The organism is Anabaena sp. UHCC 0187 (assembly GCF_009712035.1).
GTDB lineage: Bacteria > Cyanobacteriota > Cyanobacteriia > Cyanobacteriales > Nostocaceae > Dolichospermum.
In genome coordinates, this window is sequence record NZ_VILB01000023.1 from 18,931 (window position 1) to 39,927 (window position 20,997).

Consider the following 20,997-nt stretch of genomic DNA (forward strand, 5'->3'; position numbering starts at 1 on the left):
GGAACAGGAAACAGGAAACAGGAGAACAGAAGAGAAAAATATTCTTTATTCTTTCCTCCTGACTCCTGACTCCTGAATTCTTTCAGAGATGTTTCCTATGGAAGTTCCTTAAATCTCAATATCCATAGGAGACTAAAGAAAGAATAACATCATGATTTTAGTCAAGTTTAGGAGGATTTATGCGTGCAGTTTTAATGGCAGGTGGTTCGGGAACGCGGTTACGTCCTTTGACTTGCGATTTACCCAAACCAATGGTTCCGATCTTAAATCGTCCAATTGCTGAACATATTATCAATCTCCTCAAGCGACACCAGATTTATGAAATAATTGCTACGTTGCACTATTTACCAGATGTCCTCCGTGATTACTTCCAAGATGGCGGTGATTTTGGCGTACAAATGACCTATGCTATTGAAGAAGATCAGCCTTTGGGAACAGCAGGTTGTGTCAAAAATATTGCTGAACTTTTAGATGAAACTTTTTTAGTGATTAGCGGTGATAGTATCACAGATTTTGATTTGACTGCGGCCATTGAATTTCATAAACAAAAACAATCAAAAGCCACTTTAATTTTAACCCGTGTGCCTAATCCTATTGAATTTGGTGTGGTAATTACGGATGCTGAAGGACGGATTAACCGATTTTTAGAAAAACCTTCCACCAGTGAAATTTTTTCTGATACCGTTAACACTGGCACTTATATTTTAGAACCAGAAGTTTTAGACTATTTACCAGAACATACTGAATGCGACTTTTCTAAAGATTTATTTCCCCTATTACTAGCTAAAGATGAGCCAATTTACGGTTATGTTGCCGAGGGTTATTGGTGTGATGTGGGTCACTTAGATGCTTACCGAGAAGCTCAGTATGATGGTTTAGAAAGGAAAGTTAAGCTAGAAGTAGCTTATCCAGAAATTGCGCCGAGTTTATGGATAGGACAAAATACTTATATTGATCCTACAGCCAAAATTGAAACCCCAGCCATAATTGGCAATAATTGCCGCATTGGCGCAAGAGTAAAAATTGAAGATGGAACCATAATTGGTGATAATGTCACAATTGGTGCTGATGCTCATTTAAAGCGACCAATTATTTGGAATGGTGCAATTATTGGCGATGAAGCCCATCTATCGGCTTGTGTAATTGCCCGTGGGACTCGTGTAGATAGACGCGCTCATGTATTAGAAGCGGCTGTAGTGGGTTCCCTGTCCACCGTGGGGGAAGAAGCACAAATTAGCCCTGGGGTGAGGGTGTGGCCAAGTAAAAAGATTGAGTCCGGTGCAGTTTTAAATATTAATCTGATTTGGGGAAATACTGCCCAACGGAATTTATTTGGACAGCGCGGGGTACAGGGATTAGCCAATATTGATATTACTCCAGAATTTGCGGTGAAGTTGGGCGCTGCCTATGGTTCGACTTTAAAACCTGGTTCAATAGTCACGGTTTCCCGTGACCAACGCAATGTTTCGCGGATGGTGACACGCTCTTTGATTGCAGGTTTGATGTCTGTAGGTGTGGATGTCCAGAACCTAGATACTACAGCTATTCCCATCGCTCGAACTGTGATCCCAACAATGTCAGTAGCCGGGGGTATTCATGTCCGAGTCCACCCAGAACGCCGAGATTATATCTTGATTGAATTTATGGATATTAAGGGCATTAATATCTCTAAAGCCCAAGAAAAGAAAATTGAAGGGGCGTATTTTAAAGAAGATATGCGTCGTTCCCAAAGTCATGAAATTGGTGATGTCGTCTATTCTAGCCAATTGATGGATTGCTATGGCAAGGCTTTTGAAAAGTTATTGAATGTGGATACTCTGCGGAACAGTCGGGCAAAAGTGGTAATTGACTATGTTTACGCCGTATCCGGGGCAGTTTTGCCGCAAATGTTAGATAAATTTGGGGCTGATGCGGTGGTACTAAATGCTAGTTTGAATAAAACGGCAATTTCTAACGCTGATAGAGAAGGATTGCTAACTCAATTAGGCCACGTTGTGGAAGCGGTAAACGCTAATTTTGGTGTGCAAGTATCAGCCAATGGGGAACAATTAATCTTAGTTGATGAATCGGGTTTTCCCATTCGCGGGGAAATGCTGACGGCGTTGATGGTGGATATGATGTTAACTGCTAATCCTAGAAGTTCCGTGGTTGTCCCGGTTCATGCTTCTAGTGCAGTGGAATTAGTCGCCCATCGTCATGATGGTAATGTAATTAGAACTAAAGCGAATCCGACGGCTTTAATGGAAGCTTGTCAAAAAAATCCCAATGTCGTTTTAGGTGGGAGTGGGGAAACTGGATTTATTTTCCCGCAATTACATCCAGGGTTTGATTCTATGTTCTGCATTGCCAAGCTAATTGAAATGTTAACCATTCAAGAGCGATCGCTGGCAACCGTGCGTTCAGAATTACCCCGTGTCATTAATAGAAGCTACACAGTCCGCTGTCCTTGGACTGCTAAGGGGGCGTTAATGCGTTATTTGGTGGAAACTCACCCGGCGCAAAATTTGGAGTTAATTGATGGTGTAAAAATTCGTCAACCCTATGATGACAATTGGCTGTTGGTTTTACCTGATGCCAGTGAGCCGTTAGTCCATCTCTATGTTAACAGTAGCGATCGGGATTGGGTTGATGAAACCCTCAGAGATTACCGCGCCCGTGTGCAGTATTTTGTGGAACGCGAACAGGAGAATTACCGTTTGGATATGTAATTGTCGGGGTGGGGTTTCCCCGCCCTTTATTATGTTTTTTTCTCACGCAGAGACGCAGAGGCGCAAAGAGGAATTAAGAGTTTGGTTTAAGGATTTTGGAAACCATATTGTTTTTGACGGTCTTCAAATCTATATTCACGATTGTAGTTATCATCTGGATCATAGCCAATATCGCCAACGAAGCAGAAGGAAACGGCTAAGTTAAAGGTTCTTTTTTCAAATACAAATTCTTTTTCTGGTGGCATTTTACGAAAGTCGTTTTTAAACTTTTTCCATTCTCTTTGGTTATGTCTATCCATAAATACATCTAAATTCTGTAAGTGATTTAGCCATTTTTCTTTGTTAATTGTGACTGTATTTTCATCGGTTTCTTCAAATTCTAAATAAATCTCTTCCAATAATTTCCGCATTTCTTTGGGATATCTTCCAGCTAAAGCTAAAAATGCAATTAATGTTTGTTTATGTTCTGCTGTGGGTGGTTCTTTCCAGGTTTTATCATTCTCTGTGGGAGTCCAGATAATTCTAATAATTTTGCAAATATTAATTAGTCGTTTTGCGGTTCTGGGAGTTAAATCAACGTGCTGACAACATTCTTTTATCCATCTAAATTCTTCCGCAGTAAAGCATTCAAAAGTAACTAATGGGTCGGTATTTACAGAATGTAGGATTTTTTGATTATTCTTTTCTAAATTATCTTTTTTAGTTCTGGGTTCAGAAACTCTTTGAATATCTGAAGTTTTAGCAGGAGGATAGTTTTCTTCGATTTTTTCCTCATTATTAACTGGTATTTCTATACTTTCATCTTGAGATAATTTCTCTGGTAATTCTTCTAGAACCTTTATTTCTGTTGGTTCTGTTGTTTGTGTAACAATAGATGAATCTTCCCTAGCATCCTTTTGAGATTTCTCTTCAATATCTACCAAAGATTTTAAATATATTGCTGTCACATCTTTGCTAATAGGACGCATTCTGTAGGGAAGTTGGATAATTTTCTCCAAATAATCAACACCGGAGGGAGTACCACCACGTTTTAAAACTCCTCTATAAATGTTTTCTAAAGCCCGACCGATATAACGATCATCTATTGCTAAGACAATGATGAAAATATTCGTATTTAACAACAATTGTACAGCTTCTAAGACTTCAACGACTTTATCAGGAGGACAACGATCTAAATCATCTATATATAAAACTATTCTTGCTGGTCCTCTAGGGAAATGTTCTTTCAGAATTTTGAGTTTTTCAGGATTTGTTTTTCCTGGTTTATAGGTTAAATGGTCAGATAAATCCGCTAAATCATCTTGAATTTGGTGCATTAAACCCAGCAATTTTTGATAGGAATTATCCTCTAATCGGTTATTGACAAAATCTAATAGTGACTTATATTGAGCAGTTAAACCAATTCGCTGTTTTTGTCGTTCGATTTGTGATTGGAGATTTTCAATTTCTTGCTGGATTTCAGAATTATTGCTTTTAATTTTATCTTGAATTTTCTGATCCTTATCAACAGCTAGTTTCTGTTTTTCCTGTTCTACACTTTCCTTTGCTACTTGGAATAATTTGCTGGTTTTGGCTTGGAAAGTCCTAAATTTTTTAAATATTTCAATTCCGTTACTAGCTATAGGGGTAATTGTTGTTAAAAGTGTAGTAAATACAATTGTTAAGGTAGATGCAATTTCTTTTAATGATGGCAAAAAAATGAATATTATACTATAAATTATAAATGGCAAACATATTATAATTATGATTTTGGGAAGTATTGTTTTATCTTGTTTAATAAATTCAAGTAAATTAACTATTCTGCTAGGGGTTTCTTCTACAAAATTCTTAATTTTCTCGGATTTTTTAATGAAGTTTTCTATTTTATCATCTTTATTTTTAATTAAATTTTCAATTTTTTCAATTAGCTCAGATTCCCCCCATTTATCCAAATTATTAAAAATCGGAAATTGAGTTTCTAAATCATTTCTATCTTTAAAATCGTAGGTATTGAGAAAATCTTTAAGAATAGAATTACCAAAATCATCTTTACTCAGTTCTTTAAGTTGAGTTAAAAAGACAATAATTCTTGATTTATTTTCAAATTCTTGATTTGTTTCTTTTTCTATTTTCTCCTTTTCTTTTCGTGCTTGTGTCTCTAATTCTTGTAATTTATCTTCTGATTCTTTTAATTTTTCCTGTTCTTCCTTTCTAACTTCACTGAGAATCGTCCAAAGGGCATTATCATCCTTGAGGTTAGTAAATACATCTTGTCCCAATTCTAATTTTAAAATTGCCTTTCTGTCACTATCACTCAAGTGTTACCAGTCGGGTGTAGGTATTACTGGTTTATACTATGTTGCTGTTGCGTTGTAAAGAGTTTTATACGTTTGTTCACGTTTCCTTTTTTTACCCCCTACACCCCTACACCCCTACACCCCTACACCCTTACCCCCTACGGATTACTGGAGTTTTGGAAAACAGCCTGATTTTCAAACCAATCCTTACCCACTTGGATAGTAATATCTGAACCAATATTACCTGTGCTTTCTACCCGCACTTCCCCAAATCCCAGCAGACTACGGACTGATTCGGCGCTATCGCCATCTCCTTGTTGTGCCACAATGTGAGTCACATCTAAGGGTTGTCCCCAGGGTTTAGAAACAAAGATATTAGTGTATCCAGCTTTTTCCAATGTTTTAATTAAGGGGCGCAATTGAGAGCGATTGATGCCTGTACTATCTTGAATAGCTATCCGCAGATGACTAGAATCAGTGGACTGTGTGTCTTCTATTTTGGATTCTACACCAAAGTGCTGCGTCATTAATTTGGCTATAGTCCGTCCCTGTGGTATCCAGTAGCTGGCATCAAACTCGCCCTTTTCGCTAAAGCGTCCAGGTAACATTAACATCTGCATATTTGAGCGATTGGTTTTTGAGCCGAAACCAACTAAGGCTACTAATTCTTCAACAGATAAGTTGGTATCAATATTTTCTTTGACCACATTAAGAATGTCTGGGACTCGTGTGATAGTTGTTGGGTTCAGAGTTTGTTCAATTAAAGCCCGCAAGACCATTTGCTGGCGCTGAATCCGACCAATATCTCCTAATTCATCATGACGATAGCGGAGTAATTGCAAAGCCTGTTCACCACTAAGATGTTGTTGACCCGCTTTTAAATTAATATATAAATGCTGGGACTCATCCCGATATTTCATATCTTTGGGGACATAGACATTTACGCCTCCCAAAGCCTCAATTAACTTACTCACTCCTAAAACGTTAATGCGGATATAGCGATCAATCCCTACTCCACCTAAAAGATTACTAACTGTTTTTGCAGTTAAGGCTGGACCGCCACTCACATTGGCAGCATTAATTTTTTTCGTTCCATGCCCTTCAATTTCTGTGCGGGTATCTCTGGGAACAGAAAGCATGACTATTTTTTGTGTCTCTGGATCAAATTTGATCAACAGCATGACATCAGCAAGACCGTCAAAAGAGTTAATTTGGGGTAGATAACCCAAACTTTTACTATCAGATGGGGGGTTTTCTACATCTGGAGGCAGGACACTCATGCCCATTAACAGGATATTAACAGGGCGAGTGAGTTGGGAAAATTGTAACCCATTTCCAGAAATGCGATCGCCATCAAATACCGCCTCTTCCTGGGGACTGAGTTGAGCCTGTTGCAAAGGCGTACTTTCCCAAGAAACCGCTAACAATGCCCCCGCAAGTCCTGAGACTATGGCAATTCCCCCCATACCCACGGCAAACCATAACCACCGTCCCGATTTTGAGGGGCGAGAACTTTTACCCTTATATTTAGCTTTTGCGGATTTTTGTTGTGATGCTGTTGTTTTTTGACTAGTCACAGACTTCCTCTCACCTACGATTTTAAATAAATTAAATTTGCCGACTCAATACATCTAAAACAAATCAGACTATAATAACCAACTCTTAATCAAGTTTGCTATAGGCAACTTCTCAATATAATAATCTTGAACCAAATTTATTTTTGATCCAACACTCGCTCCGCCAAATTGCTAAATCCTGGTAAACGCGAAGATTTGCCTTGAATCACCCGAAAAATTAACCAAACACTCACCAAAAAGTAACCAGAAGTCAGGAAACTATTGAGAATTAATAGGCGCAACGTCAAAAAATCCGCAGCCGCCCCTGTCGTTAACAATAAATAACCTAACATCCATAAAAAAGACAAGGTAATAGACAAACGGCTTACAGCTAGTTGTTCCCGGCTACCCTGACGCTGGTAGAGAGTCCACAGCGAGGGAAAAAAGCCAACAATGGGAATCAAATGTAAAATAAGTTGTGTTTTTGAGCTATCTGGATCTTTCGGTGGCAGGTTATTCATAGTGGTTGATGTGATCATAAACTAGAGATGGTGAATAACAGTCAAGAAGTTAGAGATAATAGTCTGTAAAGAAGAAATCAAGTTAGTTCTATAGTGTAATTATCTAAAAATGCAGACACGTAAGCTACTCAATTGGTGGCAAACACTGACACCCATAGCTAGATTTTTAGCGATCGCCCTATTTGCGCCTCTATTAGTTCTCAATGGTTGGGCTATTGCGGCAATTTTCAATTATTTTCATTCCCTGATCGTGATTTTAGTCGGAGCTTCTGTACTGGCATTTCTACTCAATTATCCTGTGAGTTGGATGGAATCCCACGGAGCTAGACGGGAACAAGTGGCTATTTTAGTATTTTTGTTAGCATTATCCATTCTCTTAGCTCTAGGTGTCACCCTGTTTCCCCTAGCTCTGACTCAAGCCCAACAATTGGTGGCTCGTTTACCAGAGTTAATTGACTCAGGCCGTTCTCAATTAATGATACTCAACGAAAAAGCAGAAAGCGCGGGTTTACCCATCAACTTAGATGCTTTAGCTTCACAAATTAATGATCGTGTCAAGGGACAATTACAGGGTATAGCCGGACAGGTATTAAATTTGGCTGTAGTCACCGTCACCAGTTTACTGGATTTCCTGCTGACAATGGTATTAACGTTTTATTTATTACAGCATGGCGGTGAACTGTGGCAAAGTTTAGTAGAATGGCTACCTTCTAAATTTCGCGCTCCTTTTTCCAAAACAGTCCGTTTGAGCTTTCAAAACTTTTTTATTACCCAATTAATTTTATCAACCTGCATGGCTTCTGCCCTGATTCCTACCTTTTTGTGGCTGAAAGTTCCTTTTGGCTTATTATTTGGGTTAACTATTGGAGTCATGGCACTTATCCCCTTTGGTGGTTCTGTCGGTATTGCCCTGACAACTTCTTTAGTTTCACTCCAAGATGTTTCTATGGGGGTGAGGGTATTAATAGCAGCGGTAATTGTGCAGCAAATCCTCGAAAATCTGATTGCACCCCGGATTTTAGGCAGTTTTACCGGTTTAAATCCCGTTTGGATTTTAATTTCTGTCTTAACTGGAGCGAGAATTGGCGGACTTTTAGGGGTAATTGTGGCTGTCCCCTGCGCTGTTGTCATTAAAAGCGTAATCAGCGCCATTCGTCCTCCAGTCCTTAGTCTTGACACAGAAGACTCTTCTCCGGATGAGATAGCTGCACCCATGACACCAGAAGAATCTTCAAAAATAGAAGCGAATAATTCTTTGAGTGTTTCTTAAACCAACTTATTGATCTGAAAACGGATTTTTTTCCGGTGAAAAGCTTGGTTCTGCAATAGGTAGATAAGATTTAGTGAAGACATTCTTGCTATTGTCTACGGAGGAACAACCAACTACACTTAGTAGCATGACACTAGCAGCGGCTAAAACATAACGTCTTCCTAAACTTACTCCGTAACGTCGTTGTAGAAAATTAATTTTTACAGAATTCATAAGAATACCCGGTAAGTGGGAAACTCAGCCACAAAGCGTGCTGAGAGGAAAGCGACACGAGCGGTTAAAACCGCCTTGAATATTTTTTCATTACCGCCTTGGAGTTGGAAAATTCGGGGTACTCTTGTGATGTACTTTCAACGGGACAATTACCGATTCAAAATTCCCAACTCTGTACGCATAATGTTTTGCTCCAAAGAGCCTCCCATTTCTGGGGTAATGTTAGCTTAGACCAGTTATTAGAGCTTGTTAGGCTTGCAACACTGTTCCAGTGACCTTAGAACTGTTTAATCACAAGCGACAGAGCGGGGAACTAGTGAAGCAGCGCGGTCTTGGGGGTTTCCCCCATGAGCGACTGCTGAACCCCGAAGGGGCTACGCATTCCCAGGTGTCGTGACTCAAATAACGGCTACCATGAGACTAAGCTCAGGGTGGTCTGGTCAGTACAGCTTGTTTGATTACTCTTGCAAGCTCAGTCCCTTTAGGGCTGGGTTACTGACTTTACCTCAGTCGCTTTTTGATTTTCGGGTGTCTATCTAGTCAGACGTTGATAATGTGCTAATTGTTCACTATCTCATGTCCAGATTGATAAATCTGAGACGGTTACAATTTTGGTAACGACTATAGTAGACAATGGGGGAATAGAGTTGAAAGTCTTTGTGTGTCAGAGTTTTATCATAGCTGAATCTCAATTCTTATCTGACATCTGCTATAAAAATATGAAAAAAGTCACGGTTCAATTTTATTAAATATCAACCCATGCAATTAATTCTCTACAGCAAACCCGGTTGTCATCTTTGTGAAGGGTTGCAGGAAAAACTAGCACAAATCAAAAATCTCAGTTTTGAGTTAGAAATTCGGGATATTACTACCCGTGAAGATTGGTTTGCAGCATATCAATATGAAATTCCTGTACTGCACTTACTCACTAGCGACGGTGGAGAAAAACCTATACCCCGTCCTTCTCCTCGTTTGAGTGTGGAACGTCTGGAAAAAATATTAGGTGATTATCTCTCCCAATATATAAAAAATAATGCTTAAATAAGCGCAAGACAAGCTTGTGGCGAGGTTCACTAGATGAAATTGCGGGAATTATTAGCGACTGTAGATGGGATTGAGTCTGTAAATATACCAGATATTGATATTCAAGGACTTAAAACTAATTCCCATGCCTGTACTGTGGGAGATTTGTTTATAGGAATGCCAGGAACTAGAGTAGATGGGGGGGAGTTTTGGTCGAGTGCTTTGGCTGCTGGTGCTGTAGCGGCGATTATTTCCTCGGAAGCAATTCAAAAAAATCCGCCTACACCAAATTCTGTGGTCATTAGTGCTGATAATATGACCACAGCCTGCGCTCAAATAGCCGCCACTTTTTATGGTTTTCCTGGACAAAAACTGAAAATGGTGGGTGTGACGGGGACAAATGGTAAAACTACCACCACTCACCTGATTGAATATTTCCTAACTCACGCTAATTTACCGACCGCTTTAATCGGCACACTTTACACCCGCTGGCCTGGTTTTGAAGAAACTGCTGTTAATACTACGCCTTTCGCTGTGGATTTACAGCAGCAATTAGCTAAAGCCATGAATGCTGGTTGTGAAACTGGGGTAATGGAAGTTAGTTCTCATGCTTTAGATCAAGGTAGGGTGTTGAGTTGCGCTTTTGAAGTGGGAGTATTTACCAATCTCACTCAAGATCATTTGGACTATCACAAAGATATGGAGGACTATTTTGCAGCGAAAGCGTTGTTATTTAGTCCCAATTATCTCCACGGACGGGCAATTATTAACGCTGATGATGCTTATGGTAAACGGATAATTGCGTCTTTAAATCAGGAACAGATTTGGAGTTATAGCGTTAACGATCATACTGCTGATTTTTGGATGAGTGATTTAAATTATCAACCTAATGGTGTGAGTGGAATTTTACATACTCCCAAAGGAAATGTAGATTTTAGTTCGCCTTTAGTTGGTCAATATAACCTAGAAAATCTTTTAGCTGCGGTGGGGGCTGTTGTCCATTTGGGGTTAGATTTACAATTGGTGGCAAATGCTATTCCTACCTTTCCCGGTGTTCCTGGACGCATGGAACGGGTGCAAATTAACCCACAGCAAGATATTAGCGTGATTGTGGATTATGCCCATACTCCTGATAGTTTGGAGAATTTGCTGAAGGCTGCTCGGCCATTTATTCCTGGTAAAATGATTTGTGTATTTGGCTGTGGAGGTGATCGTGATCGCACTAAACGCCCGAAAATGGGGAAAATAGCGGCGGAACTTGCAGATGTAGCTGTAGTAACATCAGACAATCCTCGCACAGAAAACCCAGAAAAGATATTACAGGATGTGCTGGCAGGTATTTCGCATATGGTACAACCAATGGTGATCAGCGATCGCGCTACGGCAATTCGGACTGCTATTTTGCAAGCTCAACCTGGAGACGGTGTATTATTAGCTGGTAAAGGTCACGAAGATTATCAAATTCTCGGTACTGAAAAAATCCACTTTGACGACAGAGAACAAGCACGAGAAGCTTTACAGCAAAGAATAAATAGCCAAAATTAGAATCATTAATTTTGTCAGGGTGGGACAACCCCACTCTCCCTTCTCCTAAGAGGATGTTTTAAAAGTTTTTAATGTGTCAACAGACCCCTCTCCAAACCTCTCCCCTACCAGGGGAGAGGCTTTAAAACCCCCATTCCAGCAACAAAAGTTTTTCCGCTTCCCTCTCCTTGTAGGAGAGGGTTAGGGAGAGGTAGGGAAGGGGGGTTAGGTTTTTGGAGATTATGGGTTTCATATAATACTTTATGGCTAACGCCACGCTTTGCTATCAAACAACCTCTAACTCCTTCTCCTGACTCCTTAAAAAGGAATCCTAACTGTAAATGTTGTTCCCTTCTGTACTTCGCTATCTAATGTAATTTCACCTTGATGTTGATCAACACATTTTTTGACTATAGCTAAACCCAACCCTGTACCAGAAATACTACCAACGTTAGAAGCTCTATAAAATGATCCAAATAAATTAATTTGATCTTTTTCAGGAATACCAATACCAGAATCTTTAATTTTAAAGATTATTTGGTCATTTTCGATATTCAATCTGAAATCAACTGAACTATTTTCAGGAGAATATTTAATAGCATTACTGAGGAGATTTGTGAGAATTTGGCGAATCAGTTTTGGGTCAAACTGCACAATTAAAATATCATTTAATGGTGGCTCGCTGGTATTCACAGAAAATTCTATTGTATGTTTGCTGCTAGTAGCTTCTATTTCGTTTTTGAGATGACGACAAAAGCCAATTATATCTAGTGATTCTGGTTTCAATTCCATTTTCTCGGCTTCAGCGCGGTTGATCATGAGAACATCATCCAGAAGTTGGACTATATGCTTAATGGTTTTTTGAACAACCTCTAGGTGTCCTTGTATTCTTTCTGAATTGAGGCGATCAATAAAATTTTGTAAAATCCCTGTAGATGAGGAAATAATGGCTAAAGGTGTGCGAAACTCATGGGATGCCATACTAATGAAGCGCGATCGCATTTGACTGACTTCTTTTTCTTGAATTAAAGATTTTTGTAGTTGCTCAAATAAGTGCGCTTGTTGAATAGCGATCGCTAATTGGTTGGCTATTTGTTGCAAAACTTCTGCTTCGGATTCTTCCCAGATGCGTTTTGTACTACAAGCATGAACAACTAAAATACCCCAGAGTTTATTATGAGGATTATTTACCCAGCGGCCAGTTTCATTATCTGCGATGTCGTGCAATATGGGAGCGACAATTTTCGACTGAATTTGTCCTTCTAAGGAATATTCTACTAGGCAATCTTTCCAGATATCGTTCATCACATCAGGAACAATCCGGGGTTGACCTTGCCAGTAGCATTCTAAAATGTCCTGTGGCCATGTTTCATCGTCCCAATGACGATCTTTCAAAGCCACATAACCGCTAGTAACGACTTCTTCGACAATTTTACTTTTACCATCATCAAACAGACGGTAGATAATCACCCGATCAGCCTGCATTAATTCTTGGACTTTTTGGCTGACAGTAGCGAGAATCTGATTTAAGTCTAAGGTTGAGCGAATTTCTTCGGTGATTTGCTGAATGATTTTTTGCCGTTGTAGTTGCAGTAAAGTAGCTTGTTCAGCTTGATTTCTAATAATTAGTTCTGATTGTACTTGCTCATATAAATGCGCTTGTTGAATAGCGATCGCTAATTGTTCAGCTAATTGTTGGACAAGTTCAACTTCAAAATCTTGCCAATGACGGGGTGCAGAACATTGATGAATACACAACAAACCCCATAAATTTTCTCCCTGTAGTAATGGCACAATTAAATTAGCGCGAATCTGAAATTGTGCCAAAATATCACGATGACAATCTGTGAGTCCGGCATTGTCAATATCATCTACTACTTGGATTCTCCCTTGTTGATAGTAGGGAGTATATTGTTCACCAAAGCAGTGGTCATGAATTTTAGTTTCTAGAGCAGATTTAAAACCACCAACTACAGCTTCTGAAACAAATTCACCATCATGATAATTACTGTCAGGATCGAATTTAAAAATTCCTACCCGATCTACATTGATTAATTGCCGGATTTCTTCAGCAGCGGTATTAAAAATAATAACTAAATCCAGGGATTGACGAATGCGTTGGGTAGTCTCGCGCAGTAAATGTTCTCTTTCTACTTGCTGCTTAATTTTTTGTTCTGCTTGTTTGCGTTCTGTAACATCAATATTCACCCCAATCATCCGTTGTCCTTCCCCTTGGGAATTGCGCTGGACAATAGCGTAAGCTTGGATAATCCGGACTTTACCATCCGGCAAGACTATTCTAAATTCAGGATCACAGTCTCTTTCACCCCTAATCGCTTGCCATATCCACTCACGGGTATGTACTGCATCCGCTGGATGTAAGCCCCTTTCCCATGCGTCCACCGTACCTGAAAATTCTGAGGCTTTGACTCCATAGATTTTATACATTATGTTATCCCAAATCAAGCGATCATTGACTAGATCCCAGTCCCAGATGCCAATTTCCGCAGATTTGACTGCTAATTCTAGACGATTGGAGAGGTTAAACAGTTCGGCTGTCCGTTGTTGGACTCTGGTTTCTAGTTCTTGGTTAAGTTGATAGAGGGCTGATTCTGCCTGTTGTTTTTGTGTGAGTTCAATTTGTACCTGTTGGTAAGTCTTTGCCTGTTTAATAGCAATTGCCACTTGAATTGATAGTTGTTGCACCAGTTGGATTTCCTCAACTTCCCAATGGTGAGGAATATCGCGGTAACTGGTTAACATCAACCCCCAAATTTTATTTTCCACAATAATGGGAATCATCAGTTTAGATCGAATATCAAACCCGATCAGCATCTCCTGATGGCATTGAGTCATGGATTCCAAGTGAATGTCATTAATTACCCGAATTTTCCCTTGAAGATAAGATTCTAGGTATTCAGGAGTAATACAAGGATCATGGGGTTCGGTATGGAGAACGGAAATTCCACCGGCAAGAATAGATTCGGCAATCACTTTACCACTAAAGTCAGGACGGAACTGGTAAATAATTACGCGATCGCATTGCAACAGCGATCTAATTTTTGCAACTGTGGTATTGAGAATTTCTTCTACATCTAAAGATGAGCGAATTTGATCACTAATTTTAGTAATTAACTGCTCATGCTCTACTTTTTTTCTGAGTGTAATGGTGCGCTCTTCTACTTGCTGTCCTAGTTCAACATTGCGATTTTCTAATAATTGTATTTTCTCTGTTTCTAGTTGCGATACTTTTTTTTCTAATATTGCTGTTAATTTATATAATTCTAAGGGGTTGATAACTTGTAAAATACTGGTTTGGGTAACAATGCCCAACAATTCCCCTTGCTGTCCTGTTACTGCTAAACGCTGAATCAATCGCTGTTCCATGATCTGCTGCACAGCCCACAGAGATTCATCAGCATTGACGCAGAAAACAGGGGTACTCATCACATCTGCTGCTGTATAGGTATCAAAATTTAGGTCTAGAGCCTGAAACTGGACAATATCACGCTCAGTTAAAACGCCAATGGGAATTGTTAAAGATGCCTGTGTTTGCACAATCATCACGGAACTAATGCGATTTTCTGCCATTAAGCGAGCGATCGCTAATACGGAAACATCCGCAACCGCACAAATTACCTTGGTCGTCATCACTTCATTTACCAACCGCAATCGTAACAAGTCCGTAGGCCGTGATGTTTGCCGCAAACTTTCATGAGTCAGCATTCCCACCAGTTGATTTTGGTCATCAACCACTGGTAGATGGCGAATGTGGTGATGTTGAAGCAGATTAATGGCAAAAAACAGGTCATGAAACTGTGACTCGCGCAAGGTGACGACAGGATGATTCATGACATCACCGATGGCTAAATTTGCCAAATTTCGTTTCTGTGCGCTGATTCGGACTACATCCCTTTCTGTAAAAATCCCCACAGGTTGATTATTTTCTACCACCAGGACACAACTAGAACGCGCCTCTATTTGTAATTTATCCTGTTGATTATCAGTGGTTTCGGCAACTGAACAAACTCGTCTTATCCCACTCATGAGGGTGATCGCTTCTGTAACAGTTGTATCCGATTGCACTATTAGCGGGTTACGAACGATAGCTAATTTTAATTCCGCTTCACTAATAGCATTGATAGGTGTTAACATTTAAGTATAATTATTCTATGTAATTACTCTTGTGCTTTTATTATATTATAATGCTTTGATAAAGATTACCACAAAATATGGATCACTTGTTACAGATAAATTTAGACTTGGTGACTAACTTCCAAAGGTAAGAAAATAGTCAATACTTCCCCATTTTGAGGACGTTGACGCACAATCAATTTTCCACCAATTGCTTGAAATAAATGCTTAGTTGCCGCCATATTTAAACTAATTGCTCCTGTTTCCGGCTGAAACATTAATAATTGACCTAAAGATTTACGAATTGGTGGTGTTGTCGTATAGCCTTTATCTTGACAATCAAACTGAGGAGATAATTGCAATTTTAGTTGATCACCAGCAGGAATGACTTGCACTTGAATACTACTACCAGGAGGTAAACTGCGGGTAAAATTCTCTATTAAGCCGGTGAGTACCCGGTCTAGCATCGCTGGATTACTAACCACTGTGGGCAATTGCTTGGGTAAAACCACATTTAAAGTTAAATTACGGCGATTTGCTGCTTGTTGCCAACGGGGAATACTTTGCTGTAAAACTTGATCTAAACACATTGGTGTCAGTTGGGAATTAGCAAATTTTGAAGGTTGTGATAAATTTTCTAATTCTGCTGCTTTAAATAATAACTCCATCCGGTCGATTTGCTCAGTACATTCATGATCAATAACTTCTAAACGACTGATAACATTCACAGGTAAATCCTGGCGTTTTAATAGTAACCGTGTCATCATCCGAATTGTTGTCAACGGAGTGCGGACTTCATGGGCAAAGGCTTGGAGTAATTCCACATCAGAACGAGATGGAGATTTTGGCGGTGGAGTTGGTGAATGACAATATGATGCAGTATGTGTAACTGGATTATTTTCTGTAACTGTTAATTCTTGCAGTAATAACTGACTAAATTGAATTATAGTGTGATAGTCTGGTGCAACTAAAGGATAGTTTTGCACCTTAATGTCTAAATCAGCAAACAATTCTGGATTAGTTAAAACTACCCTAGCACCTAAAGATTGCCAAGCTTTTTGTACTACTTCTGGTTCAAAGGAAAATAAAAACTCTTTTTTACCATTTTGATGTTCTGCCAAAACCAGAACTAATCTAAATTTATCTGTAAATACTAAACAAAACTGTTCCGAACCCAGAGGATCAGCCGGTAATAAAGGTAAGATAGATTCTTGAAAAGTGGGATGATGGTGATTAATTTCGGCTATACTTTCTATATTATTAATATTCTGCGCCATTTCTGATGGCATCATGAATGGCATCAAAGCCAAAGGGTTAAAGGGTCTGGCTGTAAAAGTTACTGTTTGTAACTGCTGTGTTAGTTTTGGATGACTAAATAAGGGTGCAGGTGCAGCTAATACCAAACCTTGAGTAGTATCAAATGAAGTTGTGGCTAAAGTTTTCAACAGCAGGTTTTCCGTAGCTGCTAGACTAACACGCCATTGCTGTTCTGCTTTAGCCGTAGAACACTCAGCGATATGAGATTGACTTCCAGATAAAACTTCCTTGAGACTTGGTAAAATCCATTCGTACACAGGTTTTCACCCCTTGATTGCTATGAGCAGCTAACGGTGGCTATAGTAGACATTGCACGCTATATCTACGAGAGTATAGTCATTGGTGTGAAGATAGAAAGTAGTATAACCGAACAATTAAGGTGCAATTTCCTCTCTTGGTCAGATATTTTGCGGAAATAGGAGTCAGCACTTCGACAAGACTTTGGCGTGAACTCAGTCGAACGCTCAGTGACCAGTCAGAAGTCAGAAGGAAATTACCCAATTCTCAATTACCAATTACAAATTACCAATCCAGGAAAAGATGCGGCTGAGTCTCTATCACAGAGAATATAGAGATAGTAGCTACCTGTGAGAATCAAACCGTCAATAGTCTATGGCTATGAATACAACTACATTGGCTATTTTCAACAAAAGTGTTTTAATTTAGTTATTGGAAAGTTGTCATGTTGTCAGTTATCTGGGTGTTTGGTTTATGAATTTTGGGTGTAGCAATTTAATTCTTTTTCTAAGATTTGCTCCTCGGCATCACTCACAGTAAAATCCATCACTTCAAGTATTCAATTTTGGAAATCAACATGAAAAAACTCATTTCTTTTCTAGTTAGTGGCGTTTTATTAGCTGGTATGGTCGGTTGTCAAGAAGCACCTAAAACTGGTTCAGAAACTACTGGTACTACTGGTGAAACTCCCTCTGTACCAGCAAAACCTGCTTCTGATGTTACACCGATTACTGCAACTCCCACTGTAACTCCCACTGTAACTCCCACTGCAACACCTACAGGAACTCCTACACCTGCAACGAATTTAAAAACCGAAGTTAGCAAAAAGCTAAAAGAGGGTTTACCTGGAAATAAGTTGGAAGTAGTCAACAAAGATGGTGAAATTACCCTGAAAGGAACAGCAACTTCTAAGGAAGAAATCACCCAAGCTGAAATTTTGACCAAGGAAGTAGTCGGTGTGAAAACTGTCAAGGTTGAAGCTAAGGTGAAGACTGTTAAGAAACCGTAGTTATTTGATTTTATACCATTTGGGATTGTGAATTGGTTTTTTCATGATCCATTTTTTAACTTGGTATAACTTAGGATGAAAATCTATCAGGACTTACTTTTGTTAGTAAGTCCTGTTGTCGTGATCTTTACAAGATTAAAAATACCTGGTGGTTTCTAATCACCAGGCTGATATTAATGATTGGCTTCTTGAATTAAAGTATCCAACTCTTGCTGCATTTTCCTTCTGACTAACTCATAACATTCGTTAACATAGGTGCGATCGCTTGCGGCTTCTTTTCCATAGCGTTCAAACACTATCGGGGGACAAACCCTAGTGTGAATAGATATGGGTAAGGGAATATTAGGCCAAGGTCCAAAGGCCAATCCCCAAGGTAATCCCAGATAAATGGGAAAAACCAGGGGGTCAACCCCAAATAGCCAAGGCATCCCCATTTTGTGGAATTGCTCCATGATTTCATATATATCAGCCAGGACAATCAAAGTATCATGTGATCCCCAGGAAATCGCCGGGACAATCGGTACATTTTCCCGCAGTGCCAACTTGATAAACCCCTTGCGTTCGGCAAAGTAAATTTTATCCCGCATCGCATGGGGTCGAAACACATCCTCAGCACCACCAGGATAGACTAAGACACTAGCACCAGCCCGCAAAGCCGTGTAAGCCATTTTGGGATGCGCTCTCACTGCACCAGCCTTCATCGCCATTTCTGCCGCTGGAGGAAATACATCCCAAACTTTAGGGTGCATTAAACCATAAATTTGCCGTTCTACACCAAAGCGACGCAACCAATCATATAACATCATTGATGTGTCCGGAGAGGCAAGACCGCCATTATGAGAACCAACAATGAGAATTTTTTCATCTGGGACATTTTCCCAGCCACTGGTTTGGACTCGAAAATAACAGTTATATAACAAGCCTAAGATAGGTATCATAGACTCGATGAACTTTGGATCTCGTTGATCCAAAGACCACCCTGTGTTAGTGTTTTGAGGATGTTTTAGTTTGAACATCAGGAAATTTTATCAGGATTTACACGGATGAAACAATCCGTCGTTTTGCAGTTTTGTAAGAAAGTAGGCTGAAAACCCCGAAATTGAAACCTAAAAACCCAAAAAGTTTTGAGGTTTTGGTATCAACTAGCCTAACGTAAGCCCCCCACGATTTCCCAGACTTCAACTAAGAATCCTCTCATACTACACAGGTTCTCAGCATAGTCAATTATAGTTTTAGTTTTGAAGACATTTAGTAGGAACACAATCTGATTGCCCCCGTCTAAGAATATAGGCTATTTAGGATTGGTATATTAAGAAATTGTGTATAAACAGTTGGGGTCATGGAAATAAAATGAAGACTTTGAGGCCATTTACACTTGTTCCCCTAGGGTTAGCAATGAGTTTATTGCTAACCCAGGCTAGTTTTGCCAAACCCCCAATTACTAAAATTAAAAATCCTCTTCAGATAGACCCAATAATTTTAACTGGTATCTCTGGCGGATCAGTAAAAACTGATTGCGGGTATATTTCCACTACACCCAGTCAAGTCATTGAGGTTATGGAGTCACTGCCTTATCTACAGTTAACAGCAGAAAGTCAAGGACAGCCAACGCTATTGATTGACGGACCAGGAGGCCGCTTTTGTGTACTCAGTGATGATGATATTAAGAGTAAACCAAAACTTTCTGGTTACTGGACTGTAGGAAAATACTCAGTCTATGTAGGTGAATTGTCGAGAAAAAATTACAACTACACTCTCTCCATTTCACAACAACAAAAATAGCAATTTCAGCTTTTTCACCTCTATGCTAGCCAGAAATTAGGTTTTCACGCGCTACTTACTAAAGCCGTCAAAACTACCTATGGTTTTTTGCTAACTTTGCGGATTTTTAACTAGTTAGTATCCTTGAAAATTAGTAGCCATAACAGACCTGCCCAAATTTTTGCTAAAGGCACTTAAAAAAAATATACTTAACTCGACTGAGATTATGATAGTCTAACCTATTTTTGCCAACAAATTGGACTCCTAACATGATATTGGTATTAAAGTGACTCAATCTCTATTATAAGTTCTCAAATGTTATGGGTTGTCCAAAGCTATTAATCGCAGAGATAGCAGCCTACTACAGTCATCCTGTAGAAAGAGTGTTTCTTCTGTGTAACCAACTCTTAATTGCCTGTAAACATCATCAAACCCCTTGGGAGTGAGAAGGTATGAAGGTAATTTTTTCTCAACTATTGTTGGTAACGCATACACGAAATTTTGCTGACAACAATTAGTAATAATGGCTATTAGCAAAGACAAATCACCCATCAAGAATGAACAATATAGAGATTTAGCATCGCTATCAAAGCTTGTGTTGAGCATCAAAATCTTTAAGGGGAAATATGTTTAAAAGACTAATTGGCGTTGTTGTGGCTACTATTTTGCTGACATTTCAGATGCTTGTCGGTAGTGCAACAGCAGTGGAACTGGATGAAGCTATCCGAACAGTGCCATTAAATGCCCAAGGTGATACCGTTGTACTGAGCTTAAAACAAGTCAAAGAAGGCAAACGATTATTCAATTACGCTTGCGCTCAATGCCATGCTGGTGGTGTTACTAAGACTAACCAAAACGTGGGACTTGAACCAGAAGCTTTGGCACTAGCTACACCCAACCGCAATAATATTGAAGGTTTGGTGGACTATATGAAAAATCCCACTACCTATGATGGTGAAACCGAGATTTCTGAATTCCACCCCAGCATCAAAAGTGCGGATATTTTCCCAGCAATGCGAAATCTGACCGATGAGGACTTGGTATCCATCTCTGGACATATTCTATTACAACCAAAAGTTGTCGGCACTAAGTGGGGTGGCGGTAAGATTTATTACTAAACTTACCCAAGTATGGTCAAATAACCAATAATACGTCTTATGTGAACTAGGTGTTGATTCCGTTGATAATTCTAAAATCATCGTTTTGGGTAATGCTAGAAACCTTGATAACAACAAGATTTGTTAACTCACATAAGGCGTATAATATAGAGTAAGGGCAAGGTAATTCTACCCTTACTTTTTATAGGTAATTGTACAGAATTAAACAATTAAGAATAATATTAATAAGCTATAAAAAACAAAATCTGCAATAAAAACCAGTATCATATCAAAATTTAAGGCTAAAATATCAAAAACAAAACCCCATCTAAATGAATAGAAGGGGTTTTA

Annotated in this window: 14 protein-coding genes; 7 read left to right on the forward strand and 7 right to left on the reverse strand. The window is 39.3% G+C overall.

Annotated elements, in window-relative coordinates:
- The first annotated feature begins 179 nt into the window (after nt 1-179).
- On the forward strand, nt 180-2,708 hold the full coding sequence (locus FJR11_RS20305) for a mannose-1-phosphate guanyltransferase (RefSeq protein WP_168507006.1): 2,529 nt from the start codon (nt 180-182) through the stop codon (nt 2,706-2,708).
- Between the two features lie 86 nt (nt 2,709-2,794).
- Here the strand turns inward: FJR11_RS20305 and FJR11_RS20310 are convergent, their stop codons facing one another.
- From FJR11_RS20310 to FJR11_RS20320, 3 genes are all read right to left on the reverse strand, one after another.
- Nucleotides 2,795-5,005, reverse strand: coding sequence for a P-loop NTPase fold protein (locus tag FJR11_RS20310; protein WP_168507007.1), 2,211 nt, complete (start codon nt 5,003-5,005; stop codon nt 2,795-2,797).
- A gap of 137 nt (nt 5,006-5,142) precedes the next feature.
- Entirely contained in the window at nt 5,143-6,561 is a 1,419-nt protein-coding gene (locus FJR11_RS20315; RefSeq protein ID WP_168507008.1) for an LCP family protein, read from the reverse strand.
- A gap of 137 nt (nt 6,562-6,698) precedes the next feature.
- Complete coding sequence (locus FJR11_RS20320) at nt 6,699-7,079, reverse strand: hypothetical protein (RefSeq protein ID WP_168507009.1); 381 nt, start codon at nt 7,077-7,079, stop codon at nt 6,699-6,701.
- Between the two features lie 91 nt (nt 7,080-7,170).
- Here FJR11_RS20320 and FJR11_RS20325 point away from each other — a divergent pair, with 91 nt between their 5' ends.
- Nucleotides 7,171-8,331: an AI-2E family transporter gene (locus FJR11_RS20325; protein WP_168507010.1), complete on the forward strand. Its 1,161-nt coding sequence runs from the start codon at nt 7,171-7,173 to the stop codon at nt 8,329-8,331.
- A gap of 6 nt (nt 8,332-8,337) precedes the next feature.
- Here the strand turns inward: FJR11_RS20325 and FJR11_RS20330 are convergent, their stop codons facing one another.
- The gene (locus FJR11_RS20330; RefSeq protein ID WP_168507012.1) at nt 8,338-8,544 is read right to left on the reverse strand and encodes a proteinase inhibitor I4 serpin; all 207 of its coding nucleotides are present in this window, start codon (nt 8,542-8,544) and stop codon (nt 8,338-8,340) included.
- Nucleotides 8,545-9,303: 759 nt separating this feature from the next.
- On the opposite strand from FJR11_RS20330, the gene FJR11_RS20335 reads away from it, so the two are divergent.
- Both FJR11_RS20335 and FJR11_RS20340 read left to right on the forward strand, forming a co-directional pair.
- The gene (locus FJR11_RS20335; protein WP_168507014.1) at nt 9,304-9,585 is read left to right on the forward strand and encodes a glutaredoxin family protein; all 282 of its coding nucleotides are present in this window, start codon (nt 9,304-9,306) and stop codon (nt 9,583-9,585) included.
- A gap of 36 nt (nt 9,586-9,621) precedes the next feature.
- Complete coding sequence (locus FJR11_RS20340) at nt 9,622-11,112, forward strand: UDP-N-acetylmuramoyl-L-alanyl-D-glutamate--2,6-diaminopimelate ligase (RefSeq protein WP_168507016.1); 1,491 nt, start codon at nt 9,622-9,624, stop codon at nt 11,110-11,112.
- Between the two features lie 297 nt (nt 11,113-11,409).
- Here the strand turns inward: FJR11_RS20340 and FJR11_RS20345 are convergent, their stop codons facing one another.
- Together FJR11_RS20345 and FJR11_RS20350 are read right to left on the reverse strand one after the other, a co-directional pair.
- Complete coding sequence (locus tag FJR11_RS20345) at nt 11,410-15,246, reverse strand: GAF domain-containing protein (RefSeq protein WP_168507018.1); 3,837 nt, start codon at nt 15,244-15,246, stop codon at nt 11,410-11,412.
- A gap of 101 nt (nt 15,247-15,347) precedes the next feature.
- Nucleotides 15,348-16,799, reverse strand: coding sequence for a HAMP domain-containing sensor histidine kinase (locus FJR11_RS20350; protein ID WP_168507020.1), 1,452 nt, complete (start codon nt 16,797-16,799; stop codon nt 15,348-15,350).
- Between the two features lie 557 nt (nt 16,800-17,356).
- On the opposite strand from FJR11_RS20350, the gene FJR11_RS20355 reads away from it, so the two are divergent.
- Nucleotides 17,357-17,788: a BON domain-containing protein gene (locus FJR11_RS20355; protein ID WP_168507022.1), complete on the forward strand. Its 432-nt coding sequence runs from the start codon at nt 17,357-17,359 to the stop codon at nt 17,786-17,788.
- 173 nt (nt 17,789-17,961) lie between these two features.
- On the opposite strand, the gene FJR11_RS20360 is transcribed toward FJR11_RS20355, so the two are convergent.
- Entirely contained in the window at nt 17,962-18,804 is an 843-nt protein-coding gene (locus FJR11_RS20360) for a lysophospholipid acyltransferase family protein (RefSeq protein WP_168507024.1), read from the reverse strand.
- A 334-nt stretch (nt 18,805-19,138) separates the two neighbouring features.
- Here FJR11_RS20360 and FJR11_RS20365 point away from each other — a divergent pair, with 334 nt between their 5' ends.
- Both FJR11_RS20365 and psbV read left to right on the forward strand, forming a co-directional pair.
- Nucleotides 19,139-19,570 carry a hypothetical protein gene (locus tag FJR11_RS20365; RefSeq protein WP_168507026.1) on the forward strand — a complete coding sequence of 144 codons (432 nt, stop codon included), beginning with the start codon at nt 19,139-19,141 and terminating at the stop codon, nt 19,568-19,570.
- Nucleotides 19,571-20,175: 605 nt separating this feature from the next.
- On the forward strand, nt 20,176-20,667 hold the full coding sequence (gene psbV, locus FJR11_RS20370; protein WP_168507028.1) for a photosystem II cytochrome c-550: 492 nt from the start codon (nt 20,176-20,178) through the stop codon (nt 20,665-20,667).
- Nucleotides 20,668-20,997: the final 330 nt, after the last annotated feature.

Bases quoted from the DNA above. Each gene is read 5' to 3' on its own strand.
- FJR11_RS20305 (WP_168507006.1), top strand. From the start codon at position 180: ATGCGTGCAGTTTTAATGGCAGGTGGTTCGGGAACGCGGTTACGTCCT.
- FJR11_RS20320 (WP_168507009.1), bottom strand. From the start codon at position 7,079: ATGATCACATCAACCACTATGAATAACCTGCCACCGAAAGATCCAGAT.
- FJR11_RS20325 (WP_168507010.1), top strand. From the start codon at position 7,171: ATGCAGACACGTAAGCTACTCAATTGGTGGCAAACACTGACACCCATA.
- FJR11_RS20330 (WP_168507012.1), bottom strand. From the start codon at position 8,544: ATGAATTCTGTAAAAATTAATTTTCTACAACGACGTTACGGAGTAAGT.
- FJR11_RS20335 (WP_168507014.1), top strand. From the start codon at position 9,304: ATGCAATTAATTCTCTACAGCAAACCCGGTTGTCATCTTTGTGAAGGG.
- FJR11_RS20340 (WP_168507016.1), top strand. From the start codon at position 9,622: ATGAAATTGCGGGAATTATTAGCGACTGTAGATGGGATTGAGTCTGTA.
- FJR11_RS20345 (WP_168507018.1), bottom strand. From the start codon at position 15,246: ATGTTAACACCTATCAATGCTATTAGTGAAGCGGAATTAAAATTAGCT.
- FJR11_RS20355 (WP_168507022.1), top strand. From the start codon at position 17,357: ATGAAAAAACTCATTTCTTTTCTAGTTAGTGGCGTTTTATTAGCTGGT.
- FJR11_RS20360 (WP_168507024.1), bottom strand. From the start codon at position 18,804: ATGTTCAAACTAAAACATCCTCAAAACACTAACACAGGGTGGTCTTTG.
- FJR11_RS20365 (WP_168507026.1), top strand. From the start codon at position 19,139: ATGAAGACTTTGAGGCCATTTACACTTGTTCCCCTAGGGTTAGCAATG.
- psbV (WP_168507028.1), top strand. From the start codon at position 20,176: ATGTTTAAAAGACTAATTGGCGTTGTTGTGGCTACTATTTTGCTGACA.